Consider the following 25,372-nt stretch of genomic DNA (forward strand, 5'->3'; position numbering starts at 1 on the left):
TGCGGCCTCATCGGCACGCGCTGACCTCGTAGAGGACATCTCCGCGCTCGTCGGACAGGACGGGGGTGAACCCGGGGGTGTCGGGTCGGATGTCGAGGCCGGCCCAGAAGTCCCCGTCGAAGGTCAGGCCCCAGTTCCCTTCCTCGCTGGTGGCATTTCGGCGCATGACCAGGACGTAGGACACGTCGTTGCGCTCCAGGAGTGTGCACACTTCGTCACGGCGGGTGGCAACATCGTGGACGATGGTGTGCAAGGCGGTCTGGTCGGCGGTGGGGCTGCCGATCCAGTTCCACTGGTAAGACCTGTAGACGAGGTTCAGTCCGACCAGGGAATACCCGTACACGGAGGCGTCGAAGGGATGGTTGAGGATCGTGCGTCCCCGGGCGAAGTCCTTGACCCGGTGCATGAACTCCAACTCCGAGACCGTCAAGGGGCGGTCCTCGGCAAGGACACTCTCGTTGTGGATGCTGGCGCGCCGTTCGGGCACCACTCCCCAGACGAGGGTGGGTGCGACGAGCGCGGCGATGCTCGTCAGGGCAACGGTGGGTGCGACCAGGCCGGTGGGTGCGTCCTCGGCGCTGGATCGCCCGGTGCGCGTGAGGGCACGTGCGAGTGCGTCGGCAAGGTCGTCGACAAGGACGGCGACCAGAGGAACGGCGACGAGGACGGGCATGGCGGCCAGCCGGAACTGGTCGTGGTACCAGAATCCGGTGAGCACGTCCCTGAAGTGGTTGAGCAATCCGGGGGTGACGACCTTTGAAGGCACGCCCGAGCCAATGATGTACATGACGATGGTGATGGCGAAGGCGGCACTTGGCCACCATGGGCGATCTTTGCTGCGCAGCGACAGGACCAGCCATGTTGCCGCAGCCACCAGCGCTGCCGAGGTCATCACCGGTTCGGCAGGCATGCCATTGGTGGCTCCGGTGAGGATCTCCTTGGTGGCGCCGACAAGATCGGTGTGGGCCGGCCAATTGTGGGTGACCGTGCGCGCCATGAAGGGCAGTCGATGGATGAAGAGCCACAGTCCCGCCATGGACACGAGCAAGGTGGTCACGGCAATGGTGCCCGTGAGGCGAGGACGGGAGGACGTGCGGCACAGGGCCCACACCTGTGCCACGAGGAAGGGGGTCAGCAGTACCCAGGCCGTGAAGACCCCATTGGGTTGGGCCAGCGCCACCCCGACGAAGGCCAGGACGAACAGGAAGGCACTTCGCGCAAGGTCCCGCCCTCGGGAGGACCACAGGAGCGTGAAGAGCACCATGGCTCCGGGCAGCACCGCCCATGACAGGAGGTTCGAGTACAGGACCCCCCACACGACGTAGCGGACCGGGAATGCGGAGAAGAGGCTTGCCAGGGCGCCCGCCGCGAGGAGGGCGAGAGGACGCCCCGGGCGCAGGTGATGGGTCAGGGCCATGACGGACAGGGGCCATGCCAAGGCCATGGTCATGACGATCGAGGCGTTCACATGGGCGGGAAGCGGCGCCGGCAGACCTTCCAGTGCGAGGAGCACCATGTCGTGCCATGCCGCGGGGTAGAAGGAGGAGCCCACTGTCCGGTCGACGAGGGCGGAGCCGATGGAGGAGCCATTGGCCTGTTCGTGCAGGTAGGTGATGACGGAGAAATGGAAGGGGGTGTCGTAGGTCTGGATGATGCCGTCGGGGGAGGCGAGGGCGCTGAGGAAGAGCCACCAGACCACGGCGACGTTGAGTGCGACTCCCATGGCGATGGCTCCCCACAGCCGGGGTGAGGCTGGGGCGGGTTCATGTGGACCGTCCGGCAACACCCTGCGCAGGAGAAGCCGTCCTCCCAGGGTGAGGAGGCAGGCAACTGCCGTCACGGCGAAGAACAGGACCGGGGTGAAGGGGATGCCGAGGGCGCCCATGAGGATCGCCGCTCCGGACACGGTGCCCACCGACAGGACCGGGGCCAGGAGTACCGATGAGGGGCCTCGTAGGCCTGCGGCCCATCCCACCAGCAGTCCTGGGACCAGCAGAAGCGCTGTGGCCAGGAGTAGAAGTCCGCAGAACGCCAACCAGCTCACAATCGCTTCCTTTCAGAGGCGTGTCGGTGCTGCTGTCATTGTCGCAGGTCGCTTGCCCGTGGCCGAATCATGCTCCTGCTCGGCGTGGTGTCGATGACGGGAGTGGCGACTCAAACGCGTTAGGGTTGGGTGACCGGCGCGACAAGAGGCGTCGGCAGGAACCCAAGGTGCATCGTGATCCCAGCCGACCTGCGCATTGCGGCCATCGTCCCCTGCCACAACGAGGAGACGGCGGTGGGTGCTGTCGTCCGTGACCTTCGGGCGGCGATCCCCGGTGTCGACGTCTACGTCTATGACAACGCCTCCACCGACCGGACCAGTGAGGTCGCGGCCGAAGCCGGCGCGATCGTCCGTCACGAGCCCCGCAAGGGCAAGGGCAATGTCGTGCGGCGTGCATTCGCGGACGTCGACGCGGACGTGTACCTCATGATCGACGGCGACGACACCTACGAGGCAGCTGCGGCACCGGAGATGATCGACCTGCTTCTGCGCGAGAACCTCGACCATGTGCTCGGATGCCGTGTGGACGACCAGGAGAACTCGGCCTACCGTCCGGGGCACGCCCAAGGGAACCGTGCCTTCAACGCCTTGGTCGGGTGGCTGTTCGGCGAGCCTGTGACCGACATGCTCTCCGGGTACCGGATCTTCTCCAAGCGCTTCGTCAAGTCCTTCCCGGCCCTGTCGCGCCACTTCGAGATCGAGACGGAACTGACCGTGCACTCCATGGCGCTGCGGGTCCCCCAACGTGAGTATCCGGTCGGATTCAAGGACCGTCCGGAAGGCTCGGAGTCCAAACTCAACACCGTGCGCGACGGGATGCGGATCCTGGGCCTCATCGCACGGCTCCTCGCCCACGAGCGACCCCTCGCCTTCTACGGTTCCTTGGCCATGATCCTCTTCGCCCTGGCTCTGGCCTTCGGCGCTCCTGTCGTGTGGGAGTTCGCCCACACGGGCTTGGTGCCTAGGCTTCCCTCCGCGGTCCTGGCGTCATCTCTGGTCATTCTGGGGGCCATGTCCGGCGTCGTGGGCATGATCCAGTCCGGGATTCTCAAGGCTCGGCAGGAAGCGACCAGATTGGCCTACCTCCAGCTTCCGTCAACCCCTCGTGGCTGAGGGGGGAGCGTCCGGGCGCATTCCCGGGCTGGCGCGGCGTGTGACCAATGCATTCCTTCACGGGTCCTCGGTGTGGCGGTACCTGTTCGTGGGCGTGGGGACTTCACTGCTGGATCTCGCGTTGTTCACCGTGGGGGCTGTGCTCGTCGGGATTCATCCGGTTCCCGCCAACGTCATCTCCACCGTCATCACGGTCTGCGTGTCCTACTTCGTGAATCAGTCCTTCGTCTTCGGTGCGGCCCGACGCTCCTGGGGGGACTTCTTCTCATTCGCAGGACTGACCCTGTTCACGGGAACGGTTCTGCAGTCGGGCGTCATCTGGGTGGTGATCGGGGCGGCCGACCTGTTTCTTCCGGGCCTTGGGCGGCAGGTGGTGTCTCCGGCCGCCAAAGTGCTCTCCATGGGCGTGGGGGCACTGTGCAACTACCTGGGCTACAGGTGGGTGTTTCGCGCTCGCTGACGCCCAGGTGAACGCCGTCTCGAAGGACAGGAGGTGCGTGCGGGACCGTGGGGCGCTCCCTGTCCGGGAGGAATTCGGAATCAGGTCCTCGGCAGGGCGGCGAGGAAGCGCCGGGCCTGGGTGGCGGCGTCGTTGACGAAGGACTGAGGAGTGGTCTTGGAGTTGTCCTTGAGGACGGTGGCCAGCCACAGGAGGATTCCGACGCCGTTCTTCTGCGCGTACTCGCGCAGGTACTCGTCGCGCACGCGCATCTCGAAGTAGGCGTGGTCCTGGGCGCCGGCGAAGACCGAATTGCCGAGCACCCCCTTCTGGGTCGGCCGTTGGTGCCAGAACGCCAGGGGCTTTCCGTCGATGAACCCGACCTCGTACTTGACGGCCAGGCGGATGTGGAACTCCCAGTCGCCCACCACGGGCAGGTCGTCGCGGAAGCCTCCGAGGTCCTCGATGACCGCCCGCGGGTACATGCAGCTGATGGGCACCGCAATGTTCGACTTGAGCAGCGCGGACATGGAGAAGTGGTGGATGTGGGGGAAGGCGGCGAAGCGCCCGAGTTCGCTGACCCTCCTCTTGCCGATCTTCTCCAGGACGATCTCGGTGCGAACCGCCACACCGCCCAGGTCGGGGTTGGCACGCAGGAAGGACGCGCAGGTGTCGAGGAAGGTGGGCGCCCACGTGTCGTCGTCGTCGTGGATGCACACGTAGGTGCCCGTGGACTGGCTGATCGCCTGGTTCGACGCGGTCTCCATGCCCCTGGATTCGGCATTGTGGATGACGCGTGCACGTCCGGCCAGCGAGTGGGCGTGGGCGAGCAGCAGACTGTCGACCTCAGTGGGTGACCCTCCGTCGTTGACGATGACCAGCTCCCAGTCGGTGAAGGTCTGCGCCGCACAGTCCGCCAGTGCCCTGTCGAGCAGTATCGTGCGATCCTTCGTGCGCATCACGATCGTGACGACAGGGGAGTGGGTCATGGGGTTCTCCTAAGGATCGGCTCTGCTGATGGTATCCCCGAAGACTGGGGACTTCCTTTGAAGAGGCTGGACGGGAGTGTCACGGGGCCGCTGGGCGGGCTCCTTCGACGCCGGCGATGCTTTGGATGGCGTCTTCGTCGTGCTCTTGCGGGTCCACGAGGACGACGCTGCGTCCCTGTGACCAGTGGGACAGCAGTGTCAGGGCATCGGCCTTCGGGTCACGTGAAAGGGCGAGGATGCGGGTGGTGCTCGTGTGCCCTGTGGGAGCGGCGGTGACGAGATCTTCCACACTGGGAGCGCCTGTGGGTGGTGCGGTGGTCAGGGCATCCGGTTGGGCCATGACTTCGACGAGGGCGTCGGTCATGCCCGGCGGAAGCGGCTGAGGGAAGCGCACGGACATGGGCGAGAGGTCCTGCACGAGGACCCAGCCTCCTGCCTGCGCGTGGGCCGTGGATTCCTCGTCCACGCGGTGTGTGAGGAGTACTGAGTCAGGGTTGGTGGGAAGAGATTCAATGTTCGCCTTCCAGTTGGTCAGTAATGCTGTGGACGCCCACAGGGGACCTTGCCATGACCTCGGAAGACGTAGTGTCAGTGTTCCGCCGGTGGGCGTCCCGAAGGGGTCGGGGGTGAGATCGCCCGTGAGAAGATTCGCAATTTTGCTCATCCAGCGGGCAATGACCGGGCCCGTGAGCTCGACCCGGTCGGTGCCGTACCATGTGAGTGCGGGCCCGGGTCGGCCCGACATGGCTCTGACTAGGCAGGACAGGTCCGTCATGTGGTCGAGCCTAGACGAGGGGCGCTGGCGTGCACGGGCATCCTAGACCTTGACCATGTGTGCAGATTCAGACTGACTTACTCCATTCGGCTTGACGAGTCGGTATGACACGCGTGTAATTCTGATGTTGACCCTATTGCAACAAGGAGACGGCTTCGTGTGGAACATCCTGGGTGAAGGACCTGTGACCTGGTCTGATGCCGATGCCCACGGCTTCGCGGTGGCCGACGGGCCACTCGCCTGGCAACAGCTTGCCCTGTGTGCGCAGACCGATCCGGAGGCCTTCTTCCCGGAGAAGGGCGGGTCCACTCGCGAAGCCAAGGCCGTGTGCCACGCATGCGACGTGCGTGAGCAGTGCCTGGAGTACGCACTGGCCAATGACGAGCGCTTCGGCATCTGGGGCGGCTTGTCCGAGCGTGAGAGGCGCCGCCTGCGTCGCTCGGCGGTGTGAGGCGATGACTCGACGGGGAACCGCAGCGATCCTGGTGACCCGGGGCGCCACCCCCGATCTGGAGCGGATCCTCCGATCCCTTGACTCCCAGACGCGTCGACCCGACGCCGTCCTCGTCATCGACGTGCACACCCGCTCCCGCCCGGGAGCACCCACCTTGGCCCAGGTCGACCCCCGCCGCCTTCCCTGCGAAGCCACAGTCGTGCGAGTCCGGGCCGCGAATCTCGGCAGGGCAATCGCCGCCGCCTCCGCAACTCAAGGCGCAGCACCGATCCTCGAGGGCGCCCAATGGTGGTGGATCCTCCACGAGGACACCCTGCCCGAGCCCGACTGCCTCGACGAACTTCTCCGCGTCGCCGAATCCTCACGCACCGTCGCCGCCGTGGGCCCGAAGCAGGTCTCCTGGGACCAGGGCGACTTCCTCGAACTCGGTGTCCGCGCCACCTCCAGCGCCCGTCGGGTCGACCACCTGCTGCCGGGAGAGATCGACCAGGGCCAGTACGACGCCACCACCGACGTCCTGGCCGTGGGCACCGCCGGGATGCTCCTCGATGCGGCCGCATTCGACCAGGTCGGCGGCTTCGACCCGGCGCTCGGACCATTCGCGGACGGCCTCGAATTGGGACGCCGTCTGCACCTGGCAGGCAGGCGCGTCCTGGTGGCCCCCGCCGCGCGTCTGCGCCACCGCCGTGACTCACTGGGGTCCACGCCGGCCGAACTCGACGCCTCCTTCCGGGCGCGCCGCCTTGCACAGACCTACACCTGGGCAGCGTCCACTCCTTGGTGGGCACTGCCGTGGGTCGCACTCGCCCTGGCACTCATCGCCCCGGCGCGCGCGGTGGCCAGACTTGCCATGGGAACACCCGGCCTGGCCTGGGCCGAGATCTCCGCGTGGCTCGCCCTGGTGGCCCGCACCCACCGGATCGTCGCGGCGCGCTTCCGCAACGCCAGGGTGCGCACCGTGCCCCGCTCGACCCTCAAGGGCCTGGAGACACCTGCGGCCACGATCCGCGAAATGCGGCGCCTGGCCCGCGCCCAGGAACGCGAGGAGGCTCAAGCCGGACAGGATGCGCGGGCGGCTGCCGATCGGCGCAGAGGCCGTCTACGGGCCGCTGCGGACGCCGGCCTGCTCGCAGGCGGACTGCTCGCCCTGTCCCTTCTGTGGCGACTGCGCCCGGACGCAGTGCCCCATCAGGGCACTCCCGCACAATTGCCCGCACGCTGGACGGACCTGTGGGCCGCCGCATGGTCCTCCTGGCTGCCCGCAGGCGACGGCCACGCCGCAGCCCCCGACCCCTCGACAGTCCTCATGGCCCTGGTCAGCGCCCCGGGAGGAGCCCTCGGCGTGGCACCGGACCAGACCATGCGGATGTTGCTGCTCGTGGCCATGCCGGCGGCGGGCATTGCCGCATGGACGCTGGCCGGAGTCTTCACCTGCGCGCGCCTTCCGCGGGTGCTCGCGGGGCTGACATGGGCGGGCCTGGCACCATTGACCGCCGCACTGGTCGAAGGACTCCTCGTCCCCGCCATGGCACATGTGGCGGCGCCAGTGCTCGCACTGGCGTGGATCCGCATGCTCACTCCCGACGACGTCAAGCTCCTCGCCGCCCCACCACGGCCACGCAAAGGCCATGCGGGTCTGGCCGCCCTGGCGGCCACGGTCCTCGTCACCGCCCAGCCCGCACTGCTCCTCGCCCTCGCTGCCGGGCTCGCCGCCCTGGCACCACTCCTGCGTCGGCGAACGGGTGCGGCCCTGCTCACCCTCGTACCCGCAGGCGTCCTCGTCGCCCCACATGTCTTCGACTCCCTGGCCACCGCAGGATCACGCATCGCCCTGCTGACCACGACGGGTCCGGCGCCCCGCACGGTCCCGGCGCCGCCGTGGCAGAGCCTGCTGCTCCTGCCGACGTGGATCGAATGGACCCCTCTGCGATGGGCGGAGGCAGGCCTCACGCTGCTCCTCGTCCTGGCCGTCCTGGTCCGGGCCGCCAGCGCATTGGTCCCCTCCTGCCGGGCCAACGCCACCGCGCGCCCGGTGGCACGCGCCCAGGCCCTTGCCCTCGGTGCCGTCCCCGTCCTGCTCGTCCCCGCAGTGCTCCTGCGCCTCCTGCCCGTCGCCATTGTCGAAGCCACACCGGTGTCGGCATGGCCCGGAATCTGGCAGAGCCTTGCCGGCCTGGCACTGCTCCTCGTGCTGCTGGCGCCTGCAGGTCCACCCCCAGCCGATGCGACGACGGCACCTGCCCGACGCCTGCCCGAACGCCTCCGCCGCTGCGTGGGACTCGGGGCAGGACTGGTCGTCCTCGCCTCCCTGGCCGTGCCCGTGGCCGGACAGGTCGCCTCTGTGGGCGCCGATGCCTCCTCCTCAGGACGACCCACCACCACACCAACCCGGGTCCCGGCCGTCAGCGAACAGGCGCAGACTTCCACCAGGGCCGGGCGCCTCCTGGTCCTGTCCGCCGGGCGGGCCGCCGACCTGCAGGTCGAATTGCTGCGCGGACCCGGGCAGGACTGGCTCACCTCCACACCTGCTCTGCGCGCCCTGCACAGCACCGGTGGCTCCGCCGGGGACCGCGCCATGGACGACCTGGCCGAGGCGTCCTGGACCCTGGTCACCCAACCCGACCGCGCCACCGTCGACGCACTGGCCGCACACGGGGTCGACACGATTCTGCTTCCGACCGGCAAGAGTCCGTCCACCTGGCAGGACGCGCTGGGACGCGCCCCCGGCCTGGAGCGAATCGGTGTGACAGAGCTCGGTGACCTGTGGCGCCTGCGGATCGACGGGCGTGCCCCGGCCCGAGTCGAACTGGTCACCGATGATGCCGTCAGCGCGCTGGACGCCACCCAGCTGCGGGTCGACACGCAGGTGGTGGGCCCCGGCACGCTCCGACTGGCGGAACGGGCGGACAACGGCTGGCGGGCCAACCTCGACGGAAAGCCCCTTCAGGTGGTCAGTGGCGGCGAAAGCGCCTGGAGCCAGGCCTTCACCGTGCCCGGGCCCGGACACCTCGTCGTCACGCATGACGCGTGGTGGACCCTGCCGTGGAAGATCGCCTGCATTCTCGCCCTCATCCTCACCCTGCTCGCCTCGATCCCCGTCAGGAGGCGCCGATGACCCCGCAGACGGAGCCTGCGCGCGAGCTTGCCGAGCCGCCGCGTCGCCGCAGAACCAGGCGCCGCCGCCCGGCCCTGCTCGTGCCCGGCGCCGCAGCCCTCGCCCTGGCAGGATCGGTGGCGCTGCTCGTCGGCGGCCTGCGGCTTCCCGCACCCGCAGCCGGCGCCCCGACCTCGCTCGACGTCACCTCGCGTCCCAGCCGCGCTCTGCTCGCCTGCCCCCCGGGGACACTCGACCCCTTCGCCCCGCAAGCGCGCAGCGGTGCCACCGCCACATGGAGCTCACTGACCGGCCACTGGGACCCCTCACCGTCCCCCGTCCTCGAAGTCGGTGCGGATGCGGCTCGCAACCCCCAGGGCATTGTCGTGGCCGGCCAAGGCGCAGGAGAACTGCGCGGACTGTCGCTGGCGGGCTGCGCGAGCGCCCGAGGGCGTCAGTGGATCCTCGCAGGTGCGACGACACTGGGGGAGGACCTGCTGCTCGTCGTGTCCAATCCTTCCGAAGTGCCCTCGGTGGTCACCGTGGGTGCCCTCGGCGCCACAGGCCCGCTGGAGGCCGGCGGCACACGTGTGACCGTCCCGGCGGGAAAGAGCGTGTCCCTGCTGCCGGCCTCGTGGTTCCCGGACGAGGAACGACCCGCCCTGGAGATCACAGCCGACGGACCCGGCGTCGTCGCCTGGGCCCAGACCGCCGGCCTGGACGGGGAGACTCCCACAGGCGCCGGATGGGCCTCGGCCGTGGCCCCCGGGACGGACCTGGTCATCCCGGGTCTGGTCGAGGGCGCGGGCTCCCGTGTGCGCATCGCGGTGCCCGGCGACTCACCGGCCACCGTCCGCCTGTCCTTGGCGGGCCCGGAAGCCACCACACCCCTGGGGCAAGCGGTCAGTGTCGACGCCTCCACCGTCCTCGACGTGCCCGTGGGCACGGTGCCGGACGGGGCGAGCCTGCTCATCTCCTCCGACGTGCCGGTGGCGGCCCAAGTGACCACCACGACCGCAGGTGCGGCAGTGGGTGCCGGCACGTGGAAGGACCGCAGCCTCTCGACCCCCACACGCGCCCTGACCTCCCTTCACCTGCCCGGCGCCGAAGCCCTCACCGGACACGTCGAAGAGGTGCTCTCGGCCCAGGCACTTCGCCCCTCGGCGCTCCCCTCAACCTCGGGTGCCTCCGAGGCAAGCGCCGACCTGGTCGTCCACGCTCCCGCGGGCGGGCCGGAAGCCACCGTGACCCTGGCAGGCAAGGCCCACACCGTGGCCGCTGGGACCAGCGCGGTCCTGCCCCTGCCGACAGCGGAGTCGGACATGACCTCCAACACTCCTGTGCACCTCGCTCTGCGCGTCAAGGCGACGACTCCCACCGGCCCCGTCCTGGCCTCATGGCGGCCGGGCCTCTTCGACCAGGCCGGCGCCACCGGAACGGTCAGCGTCAGCAACTGAAGACCTGCGCAGACACTCCCCATGGGATTCTCAGGGCGTACCACACCTGCGTCCCGATGAGGAGCCAGGGCGAGGGGAGCCGGTCGACGACGGGCGCATCAGGACAGCGCGTCGTCGAGTTCGTCCGGGGGGATCGCAAGGACGTGCGAGATCCTCTCCGCCAGGACCCTGCGGACGACCTTCGGTGCCTCGTCCACCGTCGAACGCAGCATGATCGGAAGGCGGTACACGACGATCCTGTCGGCCAGGGCGCGGCGGCGGTCAGCGGGGAACAGGCGCGCCAGGACATTCGAGTGGTCCTCCCACTGGGCGGGGGAGGAGGGCGGGACGTCCTCGGTGGCGAACTCGATGGAGGCGACCGCCGGCCACCTGGCGGCCAAGTCATTGACCACCCGGGCCACGAGGACGTCGAAGGCTTCGCGCCGAGTCGTCCACGCGGGCACGCCCGGAAAGAACATGGGAGAACGCATGCCGCGACCGTGCCGGTCACGGGCCGGGCGATGACGGTTCGAGGTGCGCACGCGCTCACACTACCCGTCCCGAGTGGCGTGCTGTGGCCCCCACGCCCCTGACGTAAGGTGTAGCGGTGATCGCGGCACGGCATTGTTCGAAACCGGGGTGCAGCCGTTCTGCGGTGGCCACCCTCACCTACGACTACGGCGCATCCACCGCCGTCCTGGGGCCTTTGGCGACAACCGCCGAACCCCACACCTACGACCTGTGCGAGGTCCACGCACAGACCTTGACCGCCCCCAAGGGGTGGCAGGTGGTGCGCCTGACGACCAACTTCGAGCCGGCTCCGCCCTCGCCGGACGATCTCATGGCCCTGGTCGACGCAGTGCGCCGCGCCGCCGACATCACCGCCCACGACGCGCAGGCGGACATGGCAAGGGCGACGCCGACCCACCCCACCCCGGCACCTCGCGCCGAGACCCGCCGGAGCGGCAGCCCCGAGTACGGGCCCTTCCGCCGCGTCAACGGTGAGGAGGCGCCCCTGCCCGGCACCGACCAGGAGGCGTCGGCGGCGGATGCCACCAAGAGTCCACTGGATCCCTCCTCGCCATGGGCGCGCCGACGCTCGATGTTCCACGTCGTCGCCGACCAGGACACGGACCGGGTGGGCGCCCTCGGGCAGGACGCGCCCGACGGGGACTGAAGGGGCTCAGATGCCCCACTGAGGGGCGTCCAGCCCCACGCGCCGCTGCGCACCCACGGCATCGCGGTGCAATGCGCGGAAGTACTCGCGGTCGCGCAGGACGACCAACACCGCCGCGAGGAAACGTTCCGGATGGGTTGGGGCAGGTGGCGGGGGAGAGACCCGGACCTGGACCTTGGCGGCCAGTGAGCGGGCAAGGATCTCGCGCACATCGGGCCTGAGCGACGCATTGGTACGCATGAAGCCCAGGGCCTCGTTGTGCAGGGCCGGGGGCAGGGGAAGGATCTGGGCCGAGGAGGCCCACGCCCCCAGGTCCGGTGGCATGAGCAGCGCAGGGTGCGCCACTGGATTGGGCAGGGCCACCACCATGGTGCCCCCGGCCAGGTCGCCCAGACGTTTGCCCTTGGGGGAGACCATCATCGCCGTCAGTCCCAGGCCGCCGGCAGTACCCCAGATCTCGAGAACGGCCACGAGGGTCCGCACCATGACGTGGCGGGCCGTCACCGTGCCACCGTCGTCGCGCACCACATGGATGCCGAACGCCCACTTGCCCAAGGAACTGCCTCGTGTGAGGACCTCGACGAGGAAGGGCATGAGCACCATGATGAACACGGCGAAGGAAATCATGACGATGCGCGCCGACGAAGACGACAGGCTCTCGACGAGCGGTGAGAGGATGTTGCCGAGGAGCACCCCCACCTGGATGGTGATGACGGTGTCGACCAGACGAGCCGCGATCCGCAGCACGGGTGAAGCGGGATGGATCTCCAGTTCCACCGCTTCACCGGTGACGATCTTCTCTTCGGTGATGTGACGCACCGGGACGACGGGAGCACTCATGTGTGACACGCTAGCGGAGTGGACATCGATGCGCTGAGAGCAGCACGCGGCCCCGCGTGGGCGAGACTGCACACCCTGGCTTCGGGAGGCACCCTGGACGGGGCGACCACTGACGAGTTGGCTCGCCTGTACAGGCAGGGAACCGGTGACCTGGCCGCTGTGCGCGCTCTGAACCCCGACGCCGATGCCATCCGTTCCCTCTCCGGTGACCTGGCCCGGGCCCGCGCGCGCCTGACAGGGGTCTCAGGCATCTCCGGCGCCGCCGTGTCCGCATGGTTCCGCATCGTGCTGCCCGCGGCCCTGTACCGGATCCGGTGGTGGATCTTCGGCGTGATGATGGCCTTCCTGGCGATTGCGCTGCTCCAGGCATGGTGGCTGCTGCGCGACCCCTCGCTCTTCCAGCTGCTGGGCACCGAGTCGCAGCTTCGCCACTACGCGACCCGCGACTTCGTCGCCTACTACAGCCAGGACACGAATGCGGAATTCGCCGTGTCCGTGTGGGTGAACAATGCGTGGATCGCCGCCCAGTGCATCGGCGCGGGAATCACGGGCCTGTATCCGATCGCCGTCCTGTACAACAACGCTCTGGGTGTCGGAGTGTCCGGCGCCATCGTCTACCAGTACGCGGGCGCCTGGCAGTTCTTCCGATTCATCCTGCCCCACGGACTGCCCGAACTCACTGCCATCTTCATCGCGGGAGCCGCAGGCCTGCGGACCTTCTGGTCCGTGATCGTGCCCGGGCCGCTGACCCGCATGGAGTCCTTTGCCCGCACGGGTCGGGCGATGGTCACCGTGGCGGGCGGGACGACGATCCTCCTGTTCCTGTCGGGCCTGATCGAAGGATTCGTCACACCCTCGGAGCTGCCGGCCGCCGTGGAGATCGGCGCAGGGACACTCCTGACCGCCCTCGTGTGGGTCTACATCCTGCTGGTCGGGGGGCGCGCCGTGAAGGCCGGACACACCGGCGACCTCGAAGAGGATGCCGGCTGGTCACAGCCCGTGGCGGGCTGAGTCGCCGGCCACGGATCGGCCGGCCCAGGAGGACCGGGGAGCGCCCCGGGTTCAGAGCAGGCCGGCCTTCTTGAAGGCGATGTAGGTGTCGGAGGTGCGGGCCGCCAACAGGCCCGCGTCCACACTGATGACATGAGCACCCGCGCGAGACAGGTCAGTGCCTCCGAGTTCTTCCTCCGCAAGGCTGGACATGGCCGAGGCCGCCGTGTGCACCTGTGCCGCGTCGGCGCGCGCGGCAGCCAGCCGCGCCAGGTCAGGGTCCTGCGCACTGGCGACGATCACCCGGTGGCGTGACCCCAACTGGGAGATGGCGTCGAGCAGGTCCGGGTCCGATCCGACAGGCGGGACCTCGGTGAACAGCACGACCAGGGAAGTGTGGCGCACCGTGCGGTTGACCTCGGCGACCACTGCCGCCCAGTCGACGGGTTCCAAGGACGGGGCCACGTCGACGAGGTCGTGTGCGGCATTGCGCATGAAACCCGCGCCCCGCACGCCCGAGACCCGCGCGCGCACCTGGCGGTCCATGGCGATCATGTGCACCTGGTCGCCGGCTCGGTCCGCCAGCGCGCCCAGGAGGAATGCGGCCTCGATCCCTGCGTCCAGACGCGGTGCCACCCCCAGGTCGAGGACGTCCGCGTCCTTGCCGACCCCTCGCGGGGCCCCCAGCAGCATGGCGCCGGAACGGCCCGTGTCCAGGACCAGGACGACGTGCCTGTCGCGTTCAGGTCTCCACGTGCGAACGACCAGCTCCTTCGAGCGGGCCGACGCACGCCAGTCGATGTCACGCGGGTCGTCACCGCGCACGTACTCGCGCAGGGAGTCGAACTCGGTGCCCGGGCCGCGCAGAACCGTGGCCGTGGTCCCTTCGAGTTCGTGCAGCCGGGCAAGTCGCGAAGGCAGGAGCTTTCGGGCCCGGAACTCGGGCAGGACCGACACCGTGAGGGGGGCTGTGACCGAAGACTGGCGTGCAGCCAATCCCAAGGGCCCCCACACGCGCAAGGTCACGTAGTCGGCGCTACGGGTGCCGCGGCGCTCGGGCGCCAGGATCGTCTCCACCGTGGTCGTCGTCCCGGCGGGCAGGCGGATGTCGTGGCGGGCAGGCGAGGGCCGCATGGAGGGTTGCCAGGCATCACGCACCACCACGTGCAGGCCCCGGTTGGTCGGGTTGTGGAGAGTGATTCGCGAGGGTGTGGTCTCGTCGGCGCGCAGCGTGGACTCGACCTCGCGCAGCAGCTCCAGGCGCGAGGCAGGCACGGCCAACGCCATGTCCATCACGCACACGAGCAGGGCGAGGAGGATCCACCCCCAGGCCAACGCCGTGGAGGGCCACACGATGACGGGAACGACCCCGAGGGCGACCAGAAGCGCCGCACGCCACGACAGCGCCATCAGCGGGGAACCGGAACCTGGGCGAGGAGCCCTTCGATGACCGTGCGGGCGGTGATCCCTTCCAGGTCCGCCTCGGCGCGCAGACCCACACGGTGGGCCAAGGTGGGCACCGCCATCGCCTTGACGTCGTCGGGGGTCACGTAGCCGCGTCCCTGGAGGAAGGCCCACACGCGAGCCGTGCGCAGCAGGGCCGTGCCACCGCGCGGGGACACGCCCAGACGCAGGGAGGGGGAGCGCCTCGTCGCCTGGACCAGGTCGACGATGTAGGCCAGGACGGGTGCCGAGACCTCGACCTTGGCAGCGGCACGCCGAGCGGCCAGGATCTGCTCGGGTCCAGCCACTGCGGTGATGCCGACCGTGCCGAGGGACAGCGGGTCGAAGCCGCCCTGGTGACGGGCGAGGACCTTGATCTCGTCATCGCGTCCGGGTAGGGGCAGTTCGAGCTTGAGCAGGAAGCGGTCGAGCTGCGCCTCCGGAAGGGGGTAGGTGCCCTCGTACTCGACGGGGTTCTGCGTGGCCACGACCATGAAGGGGTCGTCGAGGGCGTGTGTGGTGCCATCGACACTGACCTGGTGTTCTTCCATGGCTTCGAGCAGAGCCGACTGGGTCTTCGGTGGGGTGCGGTTGATCTCGTCGGCCAGGAGCAGGTTGGTGAAGACCGGGCCGGGCCGGAACTCGAAGGTGGAGGTTCCGGCGTCCCACACCAGCGACCCCGTGATGTCGGCGGGCATGAGGTCCGGCGTGAACTGGACGCGGGCCATCTGCATGTCCAGGGCTGTGGCCAGTGTGCGGACCATGAGGGTCTTGGCCACGCCCGGAACGCCTTCGAGCAGCGTGTGACCTCCGGCGACCAGAGCGATGACCAGCCCGGTGACGGCGCCGTCCTGCCCGACCACTGCCTTGCCGATCTCCTGACGCAAGGCGACCAGGCAGTCACGGGTGCGCAGGTCCGCCTCGCTGAGATCAGGGCCGACGGGGACTCCGGCCCCCTGTGGGGCCATGGGGCCCGCCGACTGCCCGGGTGCCGGTGGCTGCGTCGGATGGGCGGGTGCCTGGGGCATCGCCGCCCCCGGTGCGGGAGTCGGGGTGGCTTGCCCCGTCCAGGGCTGTGCATGGCCCGGTGTCGGGGTGACGCCAGGAGGCATGTGCGCATGTCGGGGCAGGCCGGCTCCTCCGGCGCCCTGCCCATCGGGGAAACCGGGGTGGGTGTTCGGTTCAGACATGTCGGACGGTCTCCTCCAATTCGGTGAGTCGATCGGAAAGGGCCATGAGTTCCCTTTCGTTGGTCGGGGTGGGGCCCCACAGGACGTCGCGTGCGACGTTCGGGTCGACGCCTCGTTGGACGAGGGCGGCGTGGAGTTCGTCCGCCGGTGCCCGGGTGGACACGCCGGTTCGGCGGGCCAGCGCGCGGGCGGTGTGGCGGCGCAGGACCCGCGCAGTGTGCGCGTGGTCCTTCGAGTGGCGAAGAAGTCGGCCGCGACCGATCACGGTTTCCGCAGCGGGCACGTGGGAGGGCAGGTCTTCGGGGACCAGGCGCCCCAGGCGCCGCCCTCGTGCCATGCCCAGGACCAGGCCGGCACCCACGAGCACCACGAGGACGGGAACGAAGTGTGCGGGCACGGGGGTGGGGGCATCGTTGAGCGTGTCGCTCCAGTTGGGCACGTACCACACGACGGTGCCCGTGCGAGCTGCGGCGTTGATGACCAGCGCGGCGTGGCCCTCCTCGTCGACGGAGCGGTTCGTGGCGACATCGGGAGCGGCGATGAAACCACGCCACCCGGCCTTCGTCGTGCCTTCGACGTACAGGTAGGCCTGGTCCGGGTGGTCCTCCGTGCCGATCGGGAAACATCCGGTGAAGTCGCCTTCTGCCTCGTCCAACACCATGCCCACATCGGCTTTGGCCACCGCGCGTGCGGCGCGTGCGGCGGGCACGTCGCATGCGGCATCGATGCGGGTCGACTGGTGTTCGTACACGGAGGTCGAGTCGATGTGGGTTTCCTTGTCCGAGAAGTACGCACCTGTGCCGAGGTACAGGACCGAGGGCAATTCGTGGACGGCATCGGCGACCTCGTCATTCAGACGGTGCGCCCCTGCCACGACCAGTGTCGCCCCTTGACGGGCCTTGGTGACGGCTTCAAGTGCGCTGGCCGCTTCGACGACCTCCACCCCGTGGGCGCGCATCACCTGCACGACCGCGCGGGCACCGCCAGGAGTCGAGTTGGAGGCCGCCAGCGGACGCGCATCGCGTTCGAGGGAAGGCAGCAGGTACGTCATGACGAGGGCAAGGAGGATGACCCCGGCCAAGATGCCGACCGGAGCAAGGGAGCGGAGGAAACTCGTCGGGGTCGGGGTGACGACGGAGGTGCGAGTGGCCCTCATGGTGTCGGCACCCTCATACGGGGCGCCTCTTCGTGTGCGCCACGCGCCATGTCCGCCGACAGGGTCCGTCCATCCACCGTCGTCGAGTTTGACGTGGCCTCACGGCGGATTCTGGGCGCCTGGATGCGCACCTTGTCGCCCAATGCGACGACGAAGGAGGCCTCGTCCTCGGTGGCGGCGCGCTCGCCGTAGCGGATCTCGTCGAAGAGCAGCGCCGCGCGGTCGAGGTCGGCGGCCAAGGAGGGCACGGCCCTGCCGGAGCGGGTGGCGGCCTCGTGAGCGGTCAGGCCCGGGCTGTCGCGCAAGACGCCTGCAGCTGCCAGCCGCAGGACGACCACGCGGAATGCCCACACGCACACCTCGTCCCAGGCCCTGTCGCCCTGGGCGGCTGCCAGGCGTTCCAGGACGTCCTCCAATCGCACCGACTCCTCGTCGAAGACACTTCCCGAGGAGGACCTGTGGCGCAGTTTGATCGGATTGAGGACGACGACGACGACCAGGACGACTGCGGCAATGACGAAGCCCACCAGCAGGACCAGTTCAACCGGTGGGACAACGGTGGGACCGGCGTCAGTGGCGTCCTTGAACAGTTGCAGGATGGCGCGGATCAGACGGGTGAGCGGATTGAGCTCCGTCGAGTACTCGGGGCGCTGGAGCTCTTCGACGACCCACTGCAATGCCTGGTCGTCGTCGGGGGTGATCACATCGCCGGTGGGCTTCACTGTCGGGCGGCCTCAGCCAGTTGGGCGGCGATGCCTTCGGAACGCATCCTCTCGTCGATGAACATGAGGGTGACGAAGGCACCCGACAGGGGCAGGACGATGCCGCTGAGCAGAGTGGACAAGAACATGGTCGCGGCCTGGCCCACGGCCGGCGAACCCAGGATCACGAACAGGCTGGCGATGGCCCCGGCGAAACCTCCGAGCAACCCGGAGGCGAAGGACAGGACCATCCCCATCAGCCAGTAGCGGCCCAAGGTGCGCCAGAACGCGCCCTTCGTGAGCTTCCACGAGCGTCCCAGAGCGGCGATCGGACCCTGGTGTTCGAGGACCACGGACAGCGGGGCGAAGACCAACTTGACCGACAGGGCGACCACCGCGAGGGCGATGAGGAGGAAGGCCAACAGGACGAGCAGGACGACCCCGACAATGGCCCCGGGGGACAGCTCCTCCGGGTTGCTTCCCACGATCGCCCACACGCCAAGGCCCACCGGGGCGCCCACGACCAGGAGGACCACGATCTGGATGAGGGAGATGAGGATCGACACCCCGAGCAGCGGCAGGACGCGCGGAGCCACCGCACGCCAGGCGTCACCGACCGACGCCTTGCGGCCGAGCACCGCGTCATGGACCGTGATGGCCAGGATGCCGGTGAGGATCGTCGTCGACAGGGCGATCAGGCCGGAGGAGAACAACGTCGAGAAGATCATTCCCGAGATGGCGGCGGCGGTCTGGGTGAGCTGGTCCTCGGCATTGGCGGTCATGAGGTCCTGCTCGGCCAAGGCGAAGACGTAGTCCCACGCGAAGAACTGGAGGATGCCGGCCACCAGTGCGACGAGCGCCATGACCGCCATGGAGAATCCGAACATCACCGACGGATTGGCGCGCACCGCCCGGAACGTGCCTTCGAAGAGTTCCGCGAGGCCCAGGGGGCGCAGGGGGATGATCCCCGGGCGGGGGGCGCTGTCGCCCCACACCGGCGGCGCGGGCGGGAGTTGGGCACCTCCCTGTGGCTGCGGGCCCCACGGGCCGGCCTGGCCGGCGGGAACGCCTGGAGGCCCCGCCCACACGCCCTGTGGGGCTCCGCCGGGTGCGCCCTGTTGCCACGGTGAGGGTGCGGGGGCCCCTTGGTTCCACGAGGCCGGGGCCTGTCCGACGGCGCCCTGCTGAGCATCCGAGGACGACGTCCATGCGGCGTGGCCGCCCTGTGCGGGGTCCATGGGAGGTTCGGAGGGTTGGCGCCACTGCCCGTGCGGGTCGGCCTCGGTCATCGTGTCTCCTGGAGTTCACGCACGTCGGCAGGCCCGACGCGTCGGGTCCATCCTGCCACGGGCACCGGGGACACGCTGCGGGTGGATCATGACACGTCGGGAAGTCGGCCCGGACCGGCCGGGTGGCGTGCGCACAGGGCCGGTTCGTGACACGATCGGGACATGAGCTCGCGCATTCTCGTCGTGGATGACGACGTCGCACTGTCCGAGATGATCGGAATCGTCCTTGGAGCCGAGGGATACACGGTCGTGGACTGCGCAGACGGCGCCCTCGCCCTCGACACCTTCCGACAGGTCGCACCCGACCTCGTCCTTTTGGACCTCATGCTTCCCGGGCTCGACGGCATCGAGATCTGCCGCCTCATCCGCCGCGAGTCCGACGTGCCCGTCGTCATGCTCACCGCCCGCTCCGACACCACCGACGTGGTCGCCGGACTCGAAGCCGGAGCCGACGACTACGTGCCCAAGCCCTTCAAACCCAAGGAGCTCGTGGCCCGCGTACGCGCCCGCCTGCGTGGACGCGAAGAGGTCGGCGAGGAACACCTGACCATCGGTGAGATCGTCGTCGACGTGCCCGGACACGTGGTTCGCCGCGGCGGCGAGGAGATCGCCCTGACCCCCCTCGAATTCGACCTGCTCGTTGCCCTGGGGCGAGCCCCGTGGAAGGTCTTCTCACGCGAGGAACTGCTGGAGAAGGTCTGGGGATACCGCCACGCCGCAGACACGCGACTGGTCAACGTCCACGTCCAGCGCTTGCGCTCCAAGATCGAACGCGACCCGGAAAAGCCGGAGGTCATCGTCACCGTCCGCGGCGTCGGCTACCGCGCTGGAAATGCCTCCTGAGGCGATCGAGTGTGTCAAGGGCCTGTGGCGCCGCGTCGCCGCCTGGCCCTTGGTCGCCCTGGTCCGTTCCTCCATCTCGATCCGCTCCGCCCTCGTCATCACGGCCGCCGGCATGGTGGCCGTCACCGTCTTCGGGGGCCTGGTCGCCACCCAGATGAAGACCGGGATCTTCGAAGCGCGCCGCGCCCAGGTGCTCGAAGACGCCTCCGTGCGTTTCTCGGGCGCGCAGGCCACTTTCGAACAATCCACCGCCTCCAGCCCCGACCAGGTCCAGGAGGTCGCGCGTCAGACGGTGGAGTCCACCAAGGCCTCAGCCGCCGGGGCGGGCGCCGTGTCCGTCCTGCTGCTGCGCACCCCCGGGAACTCCGGTGGATTCCGCATCAACGAGATCGTCGACCCCACACTCGACGCGGTTGTCACCGATCAGATTCGCACGGCCATCCGCGACACCGGCAAGGCCCACTGGCAGTCCGTCGCGATTCCCGCCGCCGGCGCCGACTCCTTCGGCAATCCCGGAATCCTGGTGGGGATGCAGGTGCGCCTGCCTCGGGCCGGGGTCCACCAGCTGTTCATCGTCTACTCGTTGGCGGATGACCAGGCCATGGTCGACATGGTCATGGAGGTTCTGGCCATCGGCGCGGTTCCACTACTCGTGCTGGTGCCCATCGGCACCTTCTGGACCCTGCACCACCTGCTGCGCCCGGTACGTACGACGGCCAGAGCCGCCTCGCGGCTGGCCGAAGGCGACCTTGAGGCGCGCGTCTCCGTGTCAGGGGTGGACGAGATGAGTCGCCTGTCCAGCGCCTTCAACGACATGGCCTCCTCCTTGCAGGACAAGATCGTCGAGTACGACACCCTGTCCAAGCTCCAGCAGCGATTCGTCTCCGACGTCTCCCACGAGTTGCGTACGCCCCTGACGACGATCCGCATGGCCGAGGAGATGATCTGGCAGGACCGGGACGCCCTCAAGGGGCCTTCCAAACGCTCCGCGGAACTGCTCCACGGGCAGGTGGCGCGTTTCGAGTCGATGCTCTCCGACCTGTTGGAGATCTCCCGATACGACGCCCGCTCCACTCTGCTCGACACCGAGACCACGGACCTGCGGCCGCTCGTGGAAAAGGTCGTCACCGCCAATGAGGAACTCGCCTCAAGGCTCTCCGTGCGCGTGCAGATCCACGCGCCGGGGCAACGCTGCGCGGCCGAGATCGACTCCAGGCGCATCGAACGCGTCCTGCGCAACCTGCTGGTCAACGCCGTCGAACACGCCGATGGGACTGCGGTCGACATCCACGTGGCCGCCACACCCACCGACGTCGCCGTCCGGGTCCGCGACCACGGGGTCGGCATGAGCGAAGAGGTCGTGGACAGGGTCTTCGACCGCTTCTACCGCGCCGACCCCGCCCGCGCCCGCACCACCGGCGGTACCGGGCTGGGTCTGTCGATCGCCCGCGAGGACGTCAGTGCCCACGGGGGCACCATCGAGGCCTGGGGTCGCCCGGGACAGGGCGCCTCCTTCCTCGTCACACTGCCCAAGACCGTGGGCGATCCGGTTCGAACCCGTCCGCTGGAACTGTGGAAGGAGGAATGATGACCCGGGTACCGGGCCGTCGTCCCCGCGCGTGGCGGACACCCGCCGTCAGCGCCGCCCTCGCCCTCGTCCTGTCGGTGTCCGCCTGCTCCGCACTGCCGACGTCCAGCGCTCCCCAGGCCTTCGACGTCGAAGTGCCCGACTCCCCACCCCTTGTCCTGTCCGCAGGCGGCCCCGCCGAAGGCGCCACCGCCCAGGAACTCGTCCAGGGTTTCCTTCTGGCATGCGCCGCAGGAGCCTCCGACGACTTCGCCACCGCGCGCCTGCACCTGACCACCGCCTCGGCACAGTCGTGGAACCCCCAAGCCGGCGTCCAGATCTTCCCGACCGACGCCACCCCGGTGATCTCCACCCCGACCGAAGCCGAGAAGGCCACACGCACCACGGTCAGCCTGGAGGTCCCCGCCGTGGCCTCAGTGGACTCCCACGGGATCCTCACCAGGGCTCCGGCCTCCTCCGTGTCAGCCACCTTCCACCTCGTGCGCGAGAACGGACAGTGGCGCATCGACGCCCCCGATGACGGGATCGTCGTCTCGCAGGCCTCCTTCCTGGCCACCCACGACCTCGTCAACCTGCAGTTCCCCACAGCCGCCGGAGACGCCCTGGTCGCCGACCCACGCTGGTACCCGGCGCGCCGCCTCGCCACCCACCTCGTCCAAGGACTTGTCGAAGGTCCACGTGAGTCACTGACCACGGTGCTGCAGAACGCCGTGCCGGCAGGCACCGTCCTGGACTCGCGCGGGGTCGAAGTCACAGACGGCCTGGCAAAGGTCCTGCTCAGCGGTCAGGCGCCCACGGGCAGGGCCGCGGCACTCATGCGCTGGGAGATCGAGCAGACCCTCACCGCCGTGCCCGCCATCTCCGGGGTCCTGGTCAGCGTGTCCGGGCAGGAACTCGTGGGAGCCTCCCCTCCGGGACCCGACTACTCCCTCGATGCGGCCCTGGTCCTGACCGACCAGGGCCTGGGGTCCTGGACCGCCGGCACCATCCGCCCCCACCTGGCGCCCAATGGGCCCGGCGATGCCGCCTCGGACCTGGCGCTCGGGCCCCTCGGCGACTCGCCAGTGGTGTGGCGCGAGGCAGACACCTTGACCATCTCCGCCGCCTCCGGCCTTCAGCGGCGCCGGATCCACGTCAAGGCGGCGCCGGTCCATGTCTCGGTCGACAGGTACGGGTGGGTGTGGGTGCCTGCCTCTGCGGCTGCTGCGGCTGCTGCGGGTGGGGGCGGAGTCGATGGGGCCGAGGATCTCGGAGCACTTGCCACTGCTCGACCGATGGTGGCCTTGGACGCGAACGGGCGCACCGCGGTGCCCGAGTTGCCCTCGGACGTGGCGCAAGGCCTGGTCCGTGTCCATGTCTCACCCGACGGCAGCCGGGTCCTGCTCCTTCGGTCCTTCGGCGGTGCGACCGGCCTGTGGTCGGCAGTGGTCGAACGGAGCGGCGACGGCACTCCCATGGGTCTGGGGCAGGTGGAGCCCGTGCCCGCACTGGCGGCAGGGGTCGTCGACGTGTCGTGGGCGGGGCCGTCACGATTCGTCGCTCTGGTCAACGAGACCCCGGGTACGGCCGATTCTGCGACATCGATGTTCACAGTGGACTTCGGGGGTCTTGCCTCTTCGGCCCCTGCGCCCGCGCACGTGGTCTCGATCAGTGCCGGCCCGGCGGCCTCGAGTCTGGTGGTCACCCTGGACGACGGCACTCGCCACACCCGCAGCGGAGCCTTGTGGCAGCCGGTGGCCTCGACTGTCAAGGACTTGCGTTTCCCGGGCTGACGTGGTGGGCCGTGGACGCCGGGAGTCCGCTCGTGAACAGGGGGCTGCCGCGACTGCCCTTGTCCACAGGGCCCACCGAGGCGCCAAGCGCTGTCCACAGGGGCCCGATTCTCGTCTGTGTCACAGGCCCGCCGGTGTTTGCATGGACGTGTGGACGGCACATTCGATCCAGTGGGCCCCAGCACCCCGGTCGCCCGGATTCGCCGGGGGTGGAGGAGGTGTGTGCGCCTACTTGTCGACTTGGCGCTGCCGGCCACCTGCCCCGGCTGCGGCCAGTGGGACACGCCCCTGTGCGCATCCTGTGCCGCCAGGTCGGGCGGGCCCGTCGGACAGTGGAGCCCCTTGGAGGTTGAGGGCAGGTGCGCTGCGGCACCGCTGCTCACCCTGGGCGGTTACGAGGGCGAGCTGCGCGGACTCGTCCTGGCCGCCAAACACTCCGCCCGGTGGGATCCGCACTCGTGGCTGGAGCGGGCCGGGGCCACCCTCGCGCGAGGCCTCGTCGACCAGGGCCTGCTCGCCTGGACCGGCCCACCCGGCCCGGATGCGCCGACCCGGGTGTGGGTGGTTCCGGCGCCCTCGAGTTGGCGCAGGCGCCTTTTCGGACGGGAGGTGACAGTGGTGCTGGCCTGTGCGGTGGCCCGGGAACTGGCGGAGCGTGCAGGGGTCAGTGCGGAGGTCGTCGAGGCCGCCTGGCTGCGCCCCGGCGCCCGGGGCCAGTCCGGCAAGACCTCCGCCGCACGTCGCAGGGGGCGGCGTGGGGCGATGCTCGCCCTGGTCGAGGTGCCGACCCGGGTCGGCCTCGTCCTCGTCGATGACGTCGTCACCACCGGAGCAACTGCGCGTGAGCTGGCGCGGGTCCTCGGGGGCCGGTGGTGCGTCTTCCTGGCGCTGGCGCGTGCGTGAGTGGTCGCCACCTGCGATGACACCACCCGATTCCTTATGACGTGGGTCACCGCGTGCGCTACGATGAGGCCATCACGAGACGTGGTTCCACGAGGACGAGGACGTCCTGGGGGCCGCCGCCGGAGGGAGGTGGGAACCAGACACACCGTCCGGGGTGACGATGCCGCCGGACACCACCCACGCGGGCTTCGCCCGCCAGTTCCTCTGGAGGAAATGATGGACATCACTGTCGTTGCGCGAAATGCCGAGATCCACCCGAACTTCCGTGAGTACGTCGAGGAGAAGGTCTCCAAGATCACCCAGTTCTACCCGCGAGCCCAGCGGGTCGACGTCGAACTCACCCATGAGAGAAATCCGCGTCAGGCCGACACGGCGGAGCGGATCGAACTCACGGTCTACGGCAAGGGCCCGGTGATCCGGGCCGAGGCGAAATCGGCAGACAGGTATGCGGCGGTCGACATCGCGGCGGGCAAGCTCTATGAACGCCTGCGCCGTCTGCGTGACCGCGCGAAGGACCACCGTCGCCACCTGGATGTGCCCGACGGGGCCGACCTGCCGGTCGAGCTGCCCGAGGTCGCTCCTGAAGTCGAGGTGCTCGAAGAGGCGACACTGCGCAGTGCCGGTGACCTCAAGGTTGGAGAGGCTCGTGAGGAGCAGCTGGGCGATTCCCCGGTGATCGTGCGTCAGAAGGTCCATGAGGCCGAGCCCATGACCCTGTCGGAGGCCCTGTACCAGATGGAACTCGTGGGACACCCGTTCTTCCTGTTCATCGACAGTGAGACGAAGCAGCCCTGTGTCATCTACCACCGTCACGGCTGGACCTACGGCGTCTTGCGCCTGAACACGACTGTGAGCTGAGCGCCGTCGCCTGTCAGGGACCACGCCCGGGGGCGGGAGCACGCGGCGAATACCCGTGCTCCCGCCCTTCGTCGCGAGATTCGTCCGTCATCCGGTGGGAATCGTCCGTCAGTGTTCGTGAGCACCTTCGTCGAGTTGCTTGGGTGATGCACCCACAGTTCTGAGACGTCGAAGACAAGGAAAACGCCTTGGTTCACGACCTCGGCGACTCGCCTTCGAGGTCAGAGGCCGATGGCGCGCCTGAATCGCGCGGGCGGTCACCTCCTTCGTGCCCCCCG

22 protein-coding genes are annotated in these 25,372 nt (G+C 69.2%); 12 read left to right on the forward strand and 10 right to left on the reverse strand.

What is annotated here, in order from left to right; genetic code table 11:
- Nucleotides 1–7 precede the first annotated feature (7 nt).
- Complete coding sequence (locus I6B53_RS04150; RefSeq protein ID WP_216764990.1) at nucleotides 8–2,044, reverse strand: DUF6541 family protein; 2,037 nt, start codon at nucleotides 2,042–2,044, stop codon at nucleotides 8–10.
- A gap of 174 nt (nucleotides 2,045–2,218) precedes the next feature.
- Here I6B53_RS04150 and I6B53_RS04155 point away from each other — a divergent pair, with 174 nt between their 5' ends.
- Both I6B53_RS04155 and I6B53_RS04160 read left to right on the forward strand, forming a co-directional pair.
- Nucleotides 2,219–3,157, forward strand: coding sequence for a glycosyltransferase (locus tag I6B53_RS04155; protein WP_216764991.1), 939 nt, complete (start codon nucleotides 2,219–2,221; stop codon nucleotides 3,155–3,157).
- 40 nt (nucleotides 3,158–3,197) lie between these two features.
- Entirely contained in the window at nucleotides 3,198–3,617 is a 420-nt protein-coding gene (locus I6B53_RS04160) for a GtrA family protein (protein ID WP_216764992.1), read from the forward strand.
- An 80-nt stretch (nucleotides 3,618–3,697) separates the two neighbouring features.
- Here I6B53_RS04160 and I6B53_RS04165 read toward each other — a convergent pair whose 3' ends face one another.
- Both I6B53_RS04165 and I6B53_RS11050 read right to left on the reverse strand, forming a co-directional pair.
- The gene (locus tag I6B53_RS04165; RefSeq protein ID WP_216764993.1) at nucleotides 3,698–4,585 is read right to left on the reverse strand and encodes a glycosyltransferase family 2 protein; all 888 of its coding nucleotides are present in this window, start codon (nucleotides 4,583–4,585) and stop codon (nucleotides 3,698–3,700) included.
- Between the two features lie 79 nt (nucleotides 4,586–4,664).
- The gene (locus tag I6B53_RS11050) at nucleotides 4,665–5,360 is read right to left on the reverse strand and encodes a TIGR03089 family protein (RefSeq protein WP_367880398.1); all 696 of its coding nucleotides are present in this window, start codon (nucleotides 5,358–5,360) and stop codon (nucleotides 4,665–4,667) included.
- A 157-nt stretch (nucleotides 5,361–5,517) separates the two neighbouring features.
- Between I6B53_RS11050 and I6B53_RS04175 the strand changes: the two genes are divergently transcribed.
- Genes I6B53_RS04175 through I6B53_RS04185 form a run of 3 tightly spaced genes read left to right on the forward strand, consistent with a single transcriptional unit; the run spans nucleotide 5,518 to nucleotide 10,365 of the window.
- Nucleotides 5,518–5,811 (forward strand): WhiB family transcriptional regulator, encoded by a 294-nt coding sequence (locus I6B53_RS04175; RefSeq protein ID WP_253953964.1) that lies wholly within the window; start codon nucleotides 5,518–5,520, stop codon nucleotides 5,809–5,811.
- A 4-nt stretch (nucleotides 5,812–5,815) separates the two neighbouring features.
- Nucleotides 5,816–8,929 carry a glycosyltransferase family 2 protein gene (locus I6B53_RS04180; RefSeq protein WP_216764996.1) on the forward strand — a complete coding sequence of 1,038 codons (3,114 nt, stop codon included), beginning with the start codon at nucleotides 5,816–5,818 and terminating at the stop codon, nucleotides 8,927–8,929.
- On the forward strand, nucleotides 8,926–10,365 hold the full coding sequence (locus I6B53_RS04185) for a DUF5719 family protein (RefSeq protein ID WP_216764997.1): 1,440 nt from the start codon (nucleotides 8,926–8,928) through the stop codon (nucleotides 10,363–10,365). Before I6B53_RS04180 ends, I6B53_RS04185 begins: the two co-directional genes overlap by 4 nt.
- A gap of 98 nt (nucleotides 10,366–10,463) precedes the next feature.
- Here the strand turns inward: I6B53_RS04185 and I6B53_RS04190 are convergent, their stop codons facing one another.
- A complete protein-coding gene (locus I6B53_RS04190) occupies nucleotides 10,464–10,835 on the reverse strand; it encodes a metallopeptidase family protein (RefSeq protein ID WP_367880399.1) in 372 nt (123 codons plus the stop codon).
- A 116-nt stretch (nucleotides 10,836–10,951) separates the two neighbouring features.
- On the opposite strand from I6B53_RS04190, the gene I6B53_RS04195 reads away from it, so the two are divergent.
- On the forward strand, nucleotides 10,952–11,521 hold the full coding sequence (locus I6B53_RS04195; protein ID WP_216764999.1) for a DUF3499 domain-containing protein: 570 nt from the start codon (nucleotides 10,952–10,954) through the stop codon (nucleotides 11,519–11,521).
- Between the two features lie 6 nt (nucleotides 11,522–11,527).
- Here I6B53_RS04195 and I6B53_RS04200 read toward each other — a convergent pair whose 3' ends face one another.
- Nucleotides 11,528–12,361 (reverse strand): RDD family protein, encoded by an 834-nt coding sequence (locus I6B53_RS04200; RefSeq protein ID WP_216765000.1) that lies wholly within the window; start codon nucleotides 12,359–12,361, stop codon nucleotides 11,528–11,530.
- A gap of 18 nt (nucleotides 12,362–12,379) precedes the next feature.
- Between I6B53_RS04200 and I6B53_RS04205 the strand changes: the two genes are divergently transcribed.
- Nucleotides 12,380–13,372: a stage II sporulation protein M gene (locus I6B53_RS04205; RefSeq protein WP_216765001.1), complete on the forward strand. Its 993-nt coding sequence runs from the start codon at nucleotides 12,380–12,382 to the stop codon at nucleotides 13,370–13,372.
- 51 nt (nucleotides 13,373–13,423) lie between these two features.
- On the opposite strand, the gene I6B53_RS04210 is transcribed toward I6B53_RS04205, so the two are convergent.
- From I6B53_RS04210 to I6B53_RS04230, 5 genes are all read right to left on the reverse strand, one after another.
- Nucleotides 13,424–14,761 (reverse strand): DUF58 domain-containing protein, encoded by a 1,338-nt coding sequence (locus I6B53_RS04210; RefSeq protein ID WP_216765002.1) that lies wholly within the window; start codon nucleotides 14,759–14,761, stop codon nucleotides 13,424–13,426.
- Nucleotides 14,761–15,762 carry a MoxR family ATPase gene (locus I6B53_RS04215; protein WP_253954005.1) on the reverse strand — a complete coding sequence of 334 codons (1,002 nt, stop codon included), beginning with the start codon at nucleotides 15,760–15,762 and terminating at the stop codon, nucleotides 14,761–14,763. The genes I6B53_RS04210 and I6B53_RS04215 overlap by 1 nt, the downstream gene beginning before the upstream one ends.
- Nucleotides 15,763–15,976: 214 nt before the next feature.
- Nucleotides 15,977–17,140 carry a DUF4350 domain-containing protein gene (locus I6B53_RS04220; RefSeq protein ID WP_216765003.1) on the reverse strand — a complete coding sequence of 388 codons (1,164 nt, stop codon included), beginning with the start codon at nucleotides 17,138–17,140 and terminating at the stop codon, nucleotides 15,977–15,979.
- Complete coding sequence (locus tag I6B53_RS04225; RefSeq protein ID WP_216765004.1) at nucleotides 17,137–17,862, reverse strand: DUF4129 domain-containing protein; 726 nt, start codon at nucleotides 17,860–17,862, stop codon at nucleotides 17,137–17,139. Before I6B53_RS04225 ends, I6B53_RS04220 begins: the two co-directional genes overlap by 4 nt.
- Entirely contained in the window at nucleotides 17,859–19,130 is a 1,272-nt protein-coding gene (locus I6B53_RS04230) for a hypothetical protein (protein ID WP_216765005.1), read from the reverse strand. Before I6B53_RS04230 ends, I6B53_RS04225 begins: the two co-directional genes overlap by 4 nt.
- Nucleotides 19,131–19,292: 162 nt before the next feature.
- On the opposite strand from I6B53_RS04230, the gene mtrA reads away from it, so the two are divergent.
- The 5 genes from mtrA (at nucleotide 19,293) to raiA (ending at nucleotide 25,094) form a co-directional block, all read left to right on the forward strand.
- Complete coding sequence (mtrA, locus tag I6B53_RS04235) at nucleotides 19,293–19,973, forward strand: MtrAB system response regulator MtrA (protein ID WP_216765006.1); 681 nt, start codon at nucleotides 19,293–19,295, stop codon at nucleotides 19,971–19,973.
- Nucleotides 19,963–21,561, forward strand: coding sequence for an MtrAB system histidine kinase MtrB (gene mtrB, locus I6B53_RS04240; RefSeq protein WP_216765007.1), 1,599 nt, complete (start codon nucleotides 19,963–19,965; stop codon nucleotides 21,559–21,561). Before mtrA ends, mtrB begins: the two co-directional genes overlap by 11 nt.
- Entirely contained in the window at nucleotides 21,558–23,333 is a 1,776-nt protein-coding gene (locus I6B53_RS04245; RefSeq protein ID WP_216765008.1) for a GerMN domain-containing protein, read from the forward strand. The genes mtrB and I6B53_RS04245 overlap by 4 nt, the downstream gene beginning before the upstream one ends.
- 222 nt (nucleotides 23,334–23,555) lie before the next feature.
- Nucleotides 23,556–24,236 (forward strand): ComF family protein, encoded by a 681-nt coding sequence (locus tag I6B53_RS04250; RefSeq protein WP_216765009.1) that lies wholly within the window; start codon nucleotides 23,556–23,558, stop codon nucleotides 24,234–24,236.
- A 216-nt stretch (nucleotides 24,237–24,452) separates the two neighbouring features.
- Nucleotides 24,453–25,094, forward strand: a complete 642-nt coding sequence (raiA, locus tag I6B53_RS04255; protein ID WP_216765327.1) for a ribosome-associated translation inhibitor RaiA — start codon at nucleotides 24,453–24,455, stop codon at nucleotides 25,092–25,094.
- The last annotated feature ends 278 nt before the right edge of the window (nucleotides 25,095–25,372 follow it).

This window comes from Schaalia sp. 19OD2882 (assembly GCF_018986735.1).
GTDB lineage: Bacteria > Actinomycetota > Actinomycetes > Actinomycetales > Actinomycetaceae > Pauljensenia.

Coding starts and splice junctions, on each gene's coding strand:
- I6B53_RS04245 (WP_216765008.1), top strand. CDS start 21,558: ATGATGACCCGGGTACCGGGCCGTCGTCCCCGCGCGTGGCGGACACCC.
- I6B53_RS04210 (WP_216765002.1), bottom strand. CDS start 14,761: ATGGCGCTGTCGTGGCGTGCGGCGCTTCTGGTCGCCCTCGGGGTCGTT.
- I6B53_RS04200 (WP_216765000.1), bottom strand. CDS start 12,361: ATGAGTGCTCCCGTCGTCCCGGTGCGTCACATCACCGAAGAGAAGATC.
- I6B53_RS04215 (WP_253954005.1), bottom strand. CDS start 15,762: ATGGCCCCACAGGGGGCCGGAGTCCCCGTCGGCCCTGATCTCAGCGAG.
- I6B53_RS04185 (WP_216764997.1), top strand. CDS start 8,926: ATGACCCCGCAGACGGAGCCTGCGCGCGAGCTTGCCGAGCCGCCGCGT.
- mtrB (WP_216765007.1), top strand. CDS start 19,963: ATGCCTCCTGAGGCGATCGAGTGTGTCAAGGGCCTGTGGCGCCGCGTC.
- mtrA (WP_216765006.1), top strand. CDS start 19,293: ATGAGCTCGCGCATTCTCGTCGTGGATGACGACGTCGCACTGTCCGAG.
- I6B53_RS04230 (WP_216765005.1), bottom strand. CDS start 19,130: ATGACCGAGGCCGACCCGCACGGGCAGTGGCGCCAACCCTCCGAACCT.
- I6B53_RS04190 (WP_367880399.1), bottom strand. CDS start 10,835: ATGCGTTCTCCCATGTTCTTTCCGGGCGTGCCCGCGTGGACGACTCGG.
- raiA (WP_216765327.1), top strand. CDS start 24,453: ATGGACATCACTGTCGTTGCGCGAAATGCCGAGATCCACCCGAACTTC.
- I6B53_RS11050 (WP_367880398.1), bottom strand. CDS start 5,360: ATGACGGACCTGTCCTGCCTAGTCAGAGCCATGTCGGGCCGACCCGGG.
- I6B53_RS04180 (WP_216764996.1), top strand. CDS start 5,816: ATGACTCGACGGGGAACCGCAGCGATCCTGGTGACCCGGGGCGCCACC.
- I6B53_RS04220 (WP_216765003.1), bottom strand. CDS start 17,140: ATGAGGGCCACTCGCACCTCCGTCGTCACCCCGACCCCGACGAGTTTC.
- I6B53_RS04165 (WP_216764993.1), bottom strand. CDS start 4,585: ATGACCCACTCCCCTGTCGTCACGATCGTGATGCGCACGAAGGATCGC.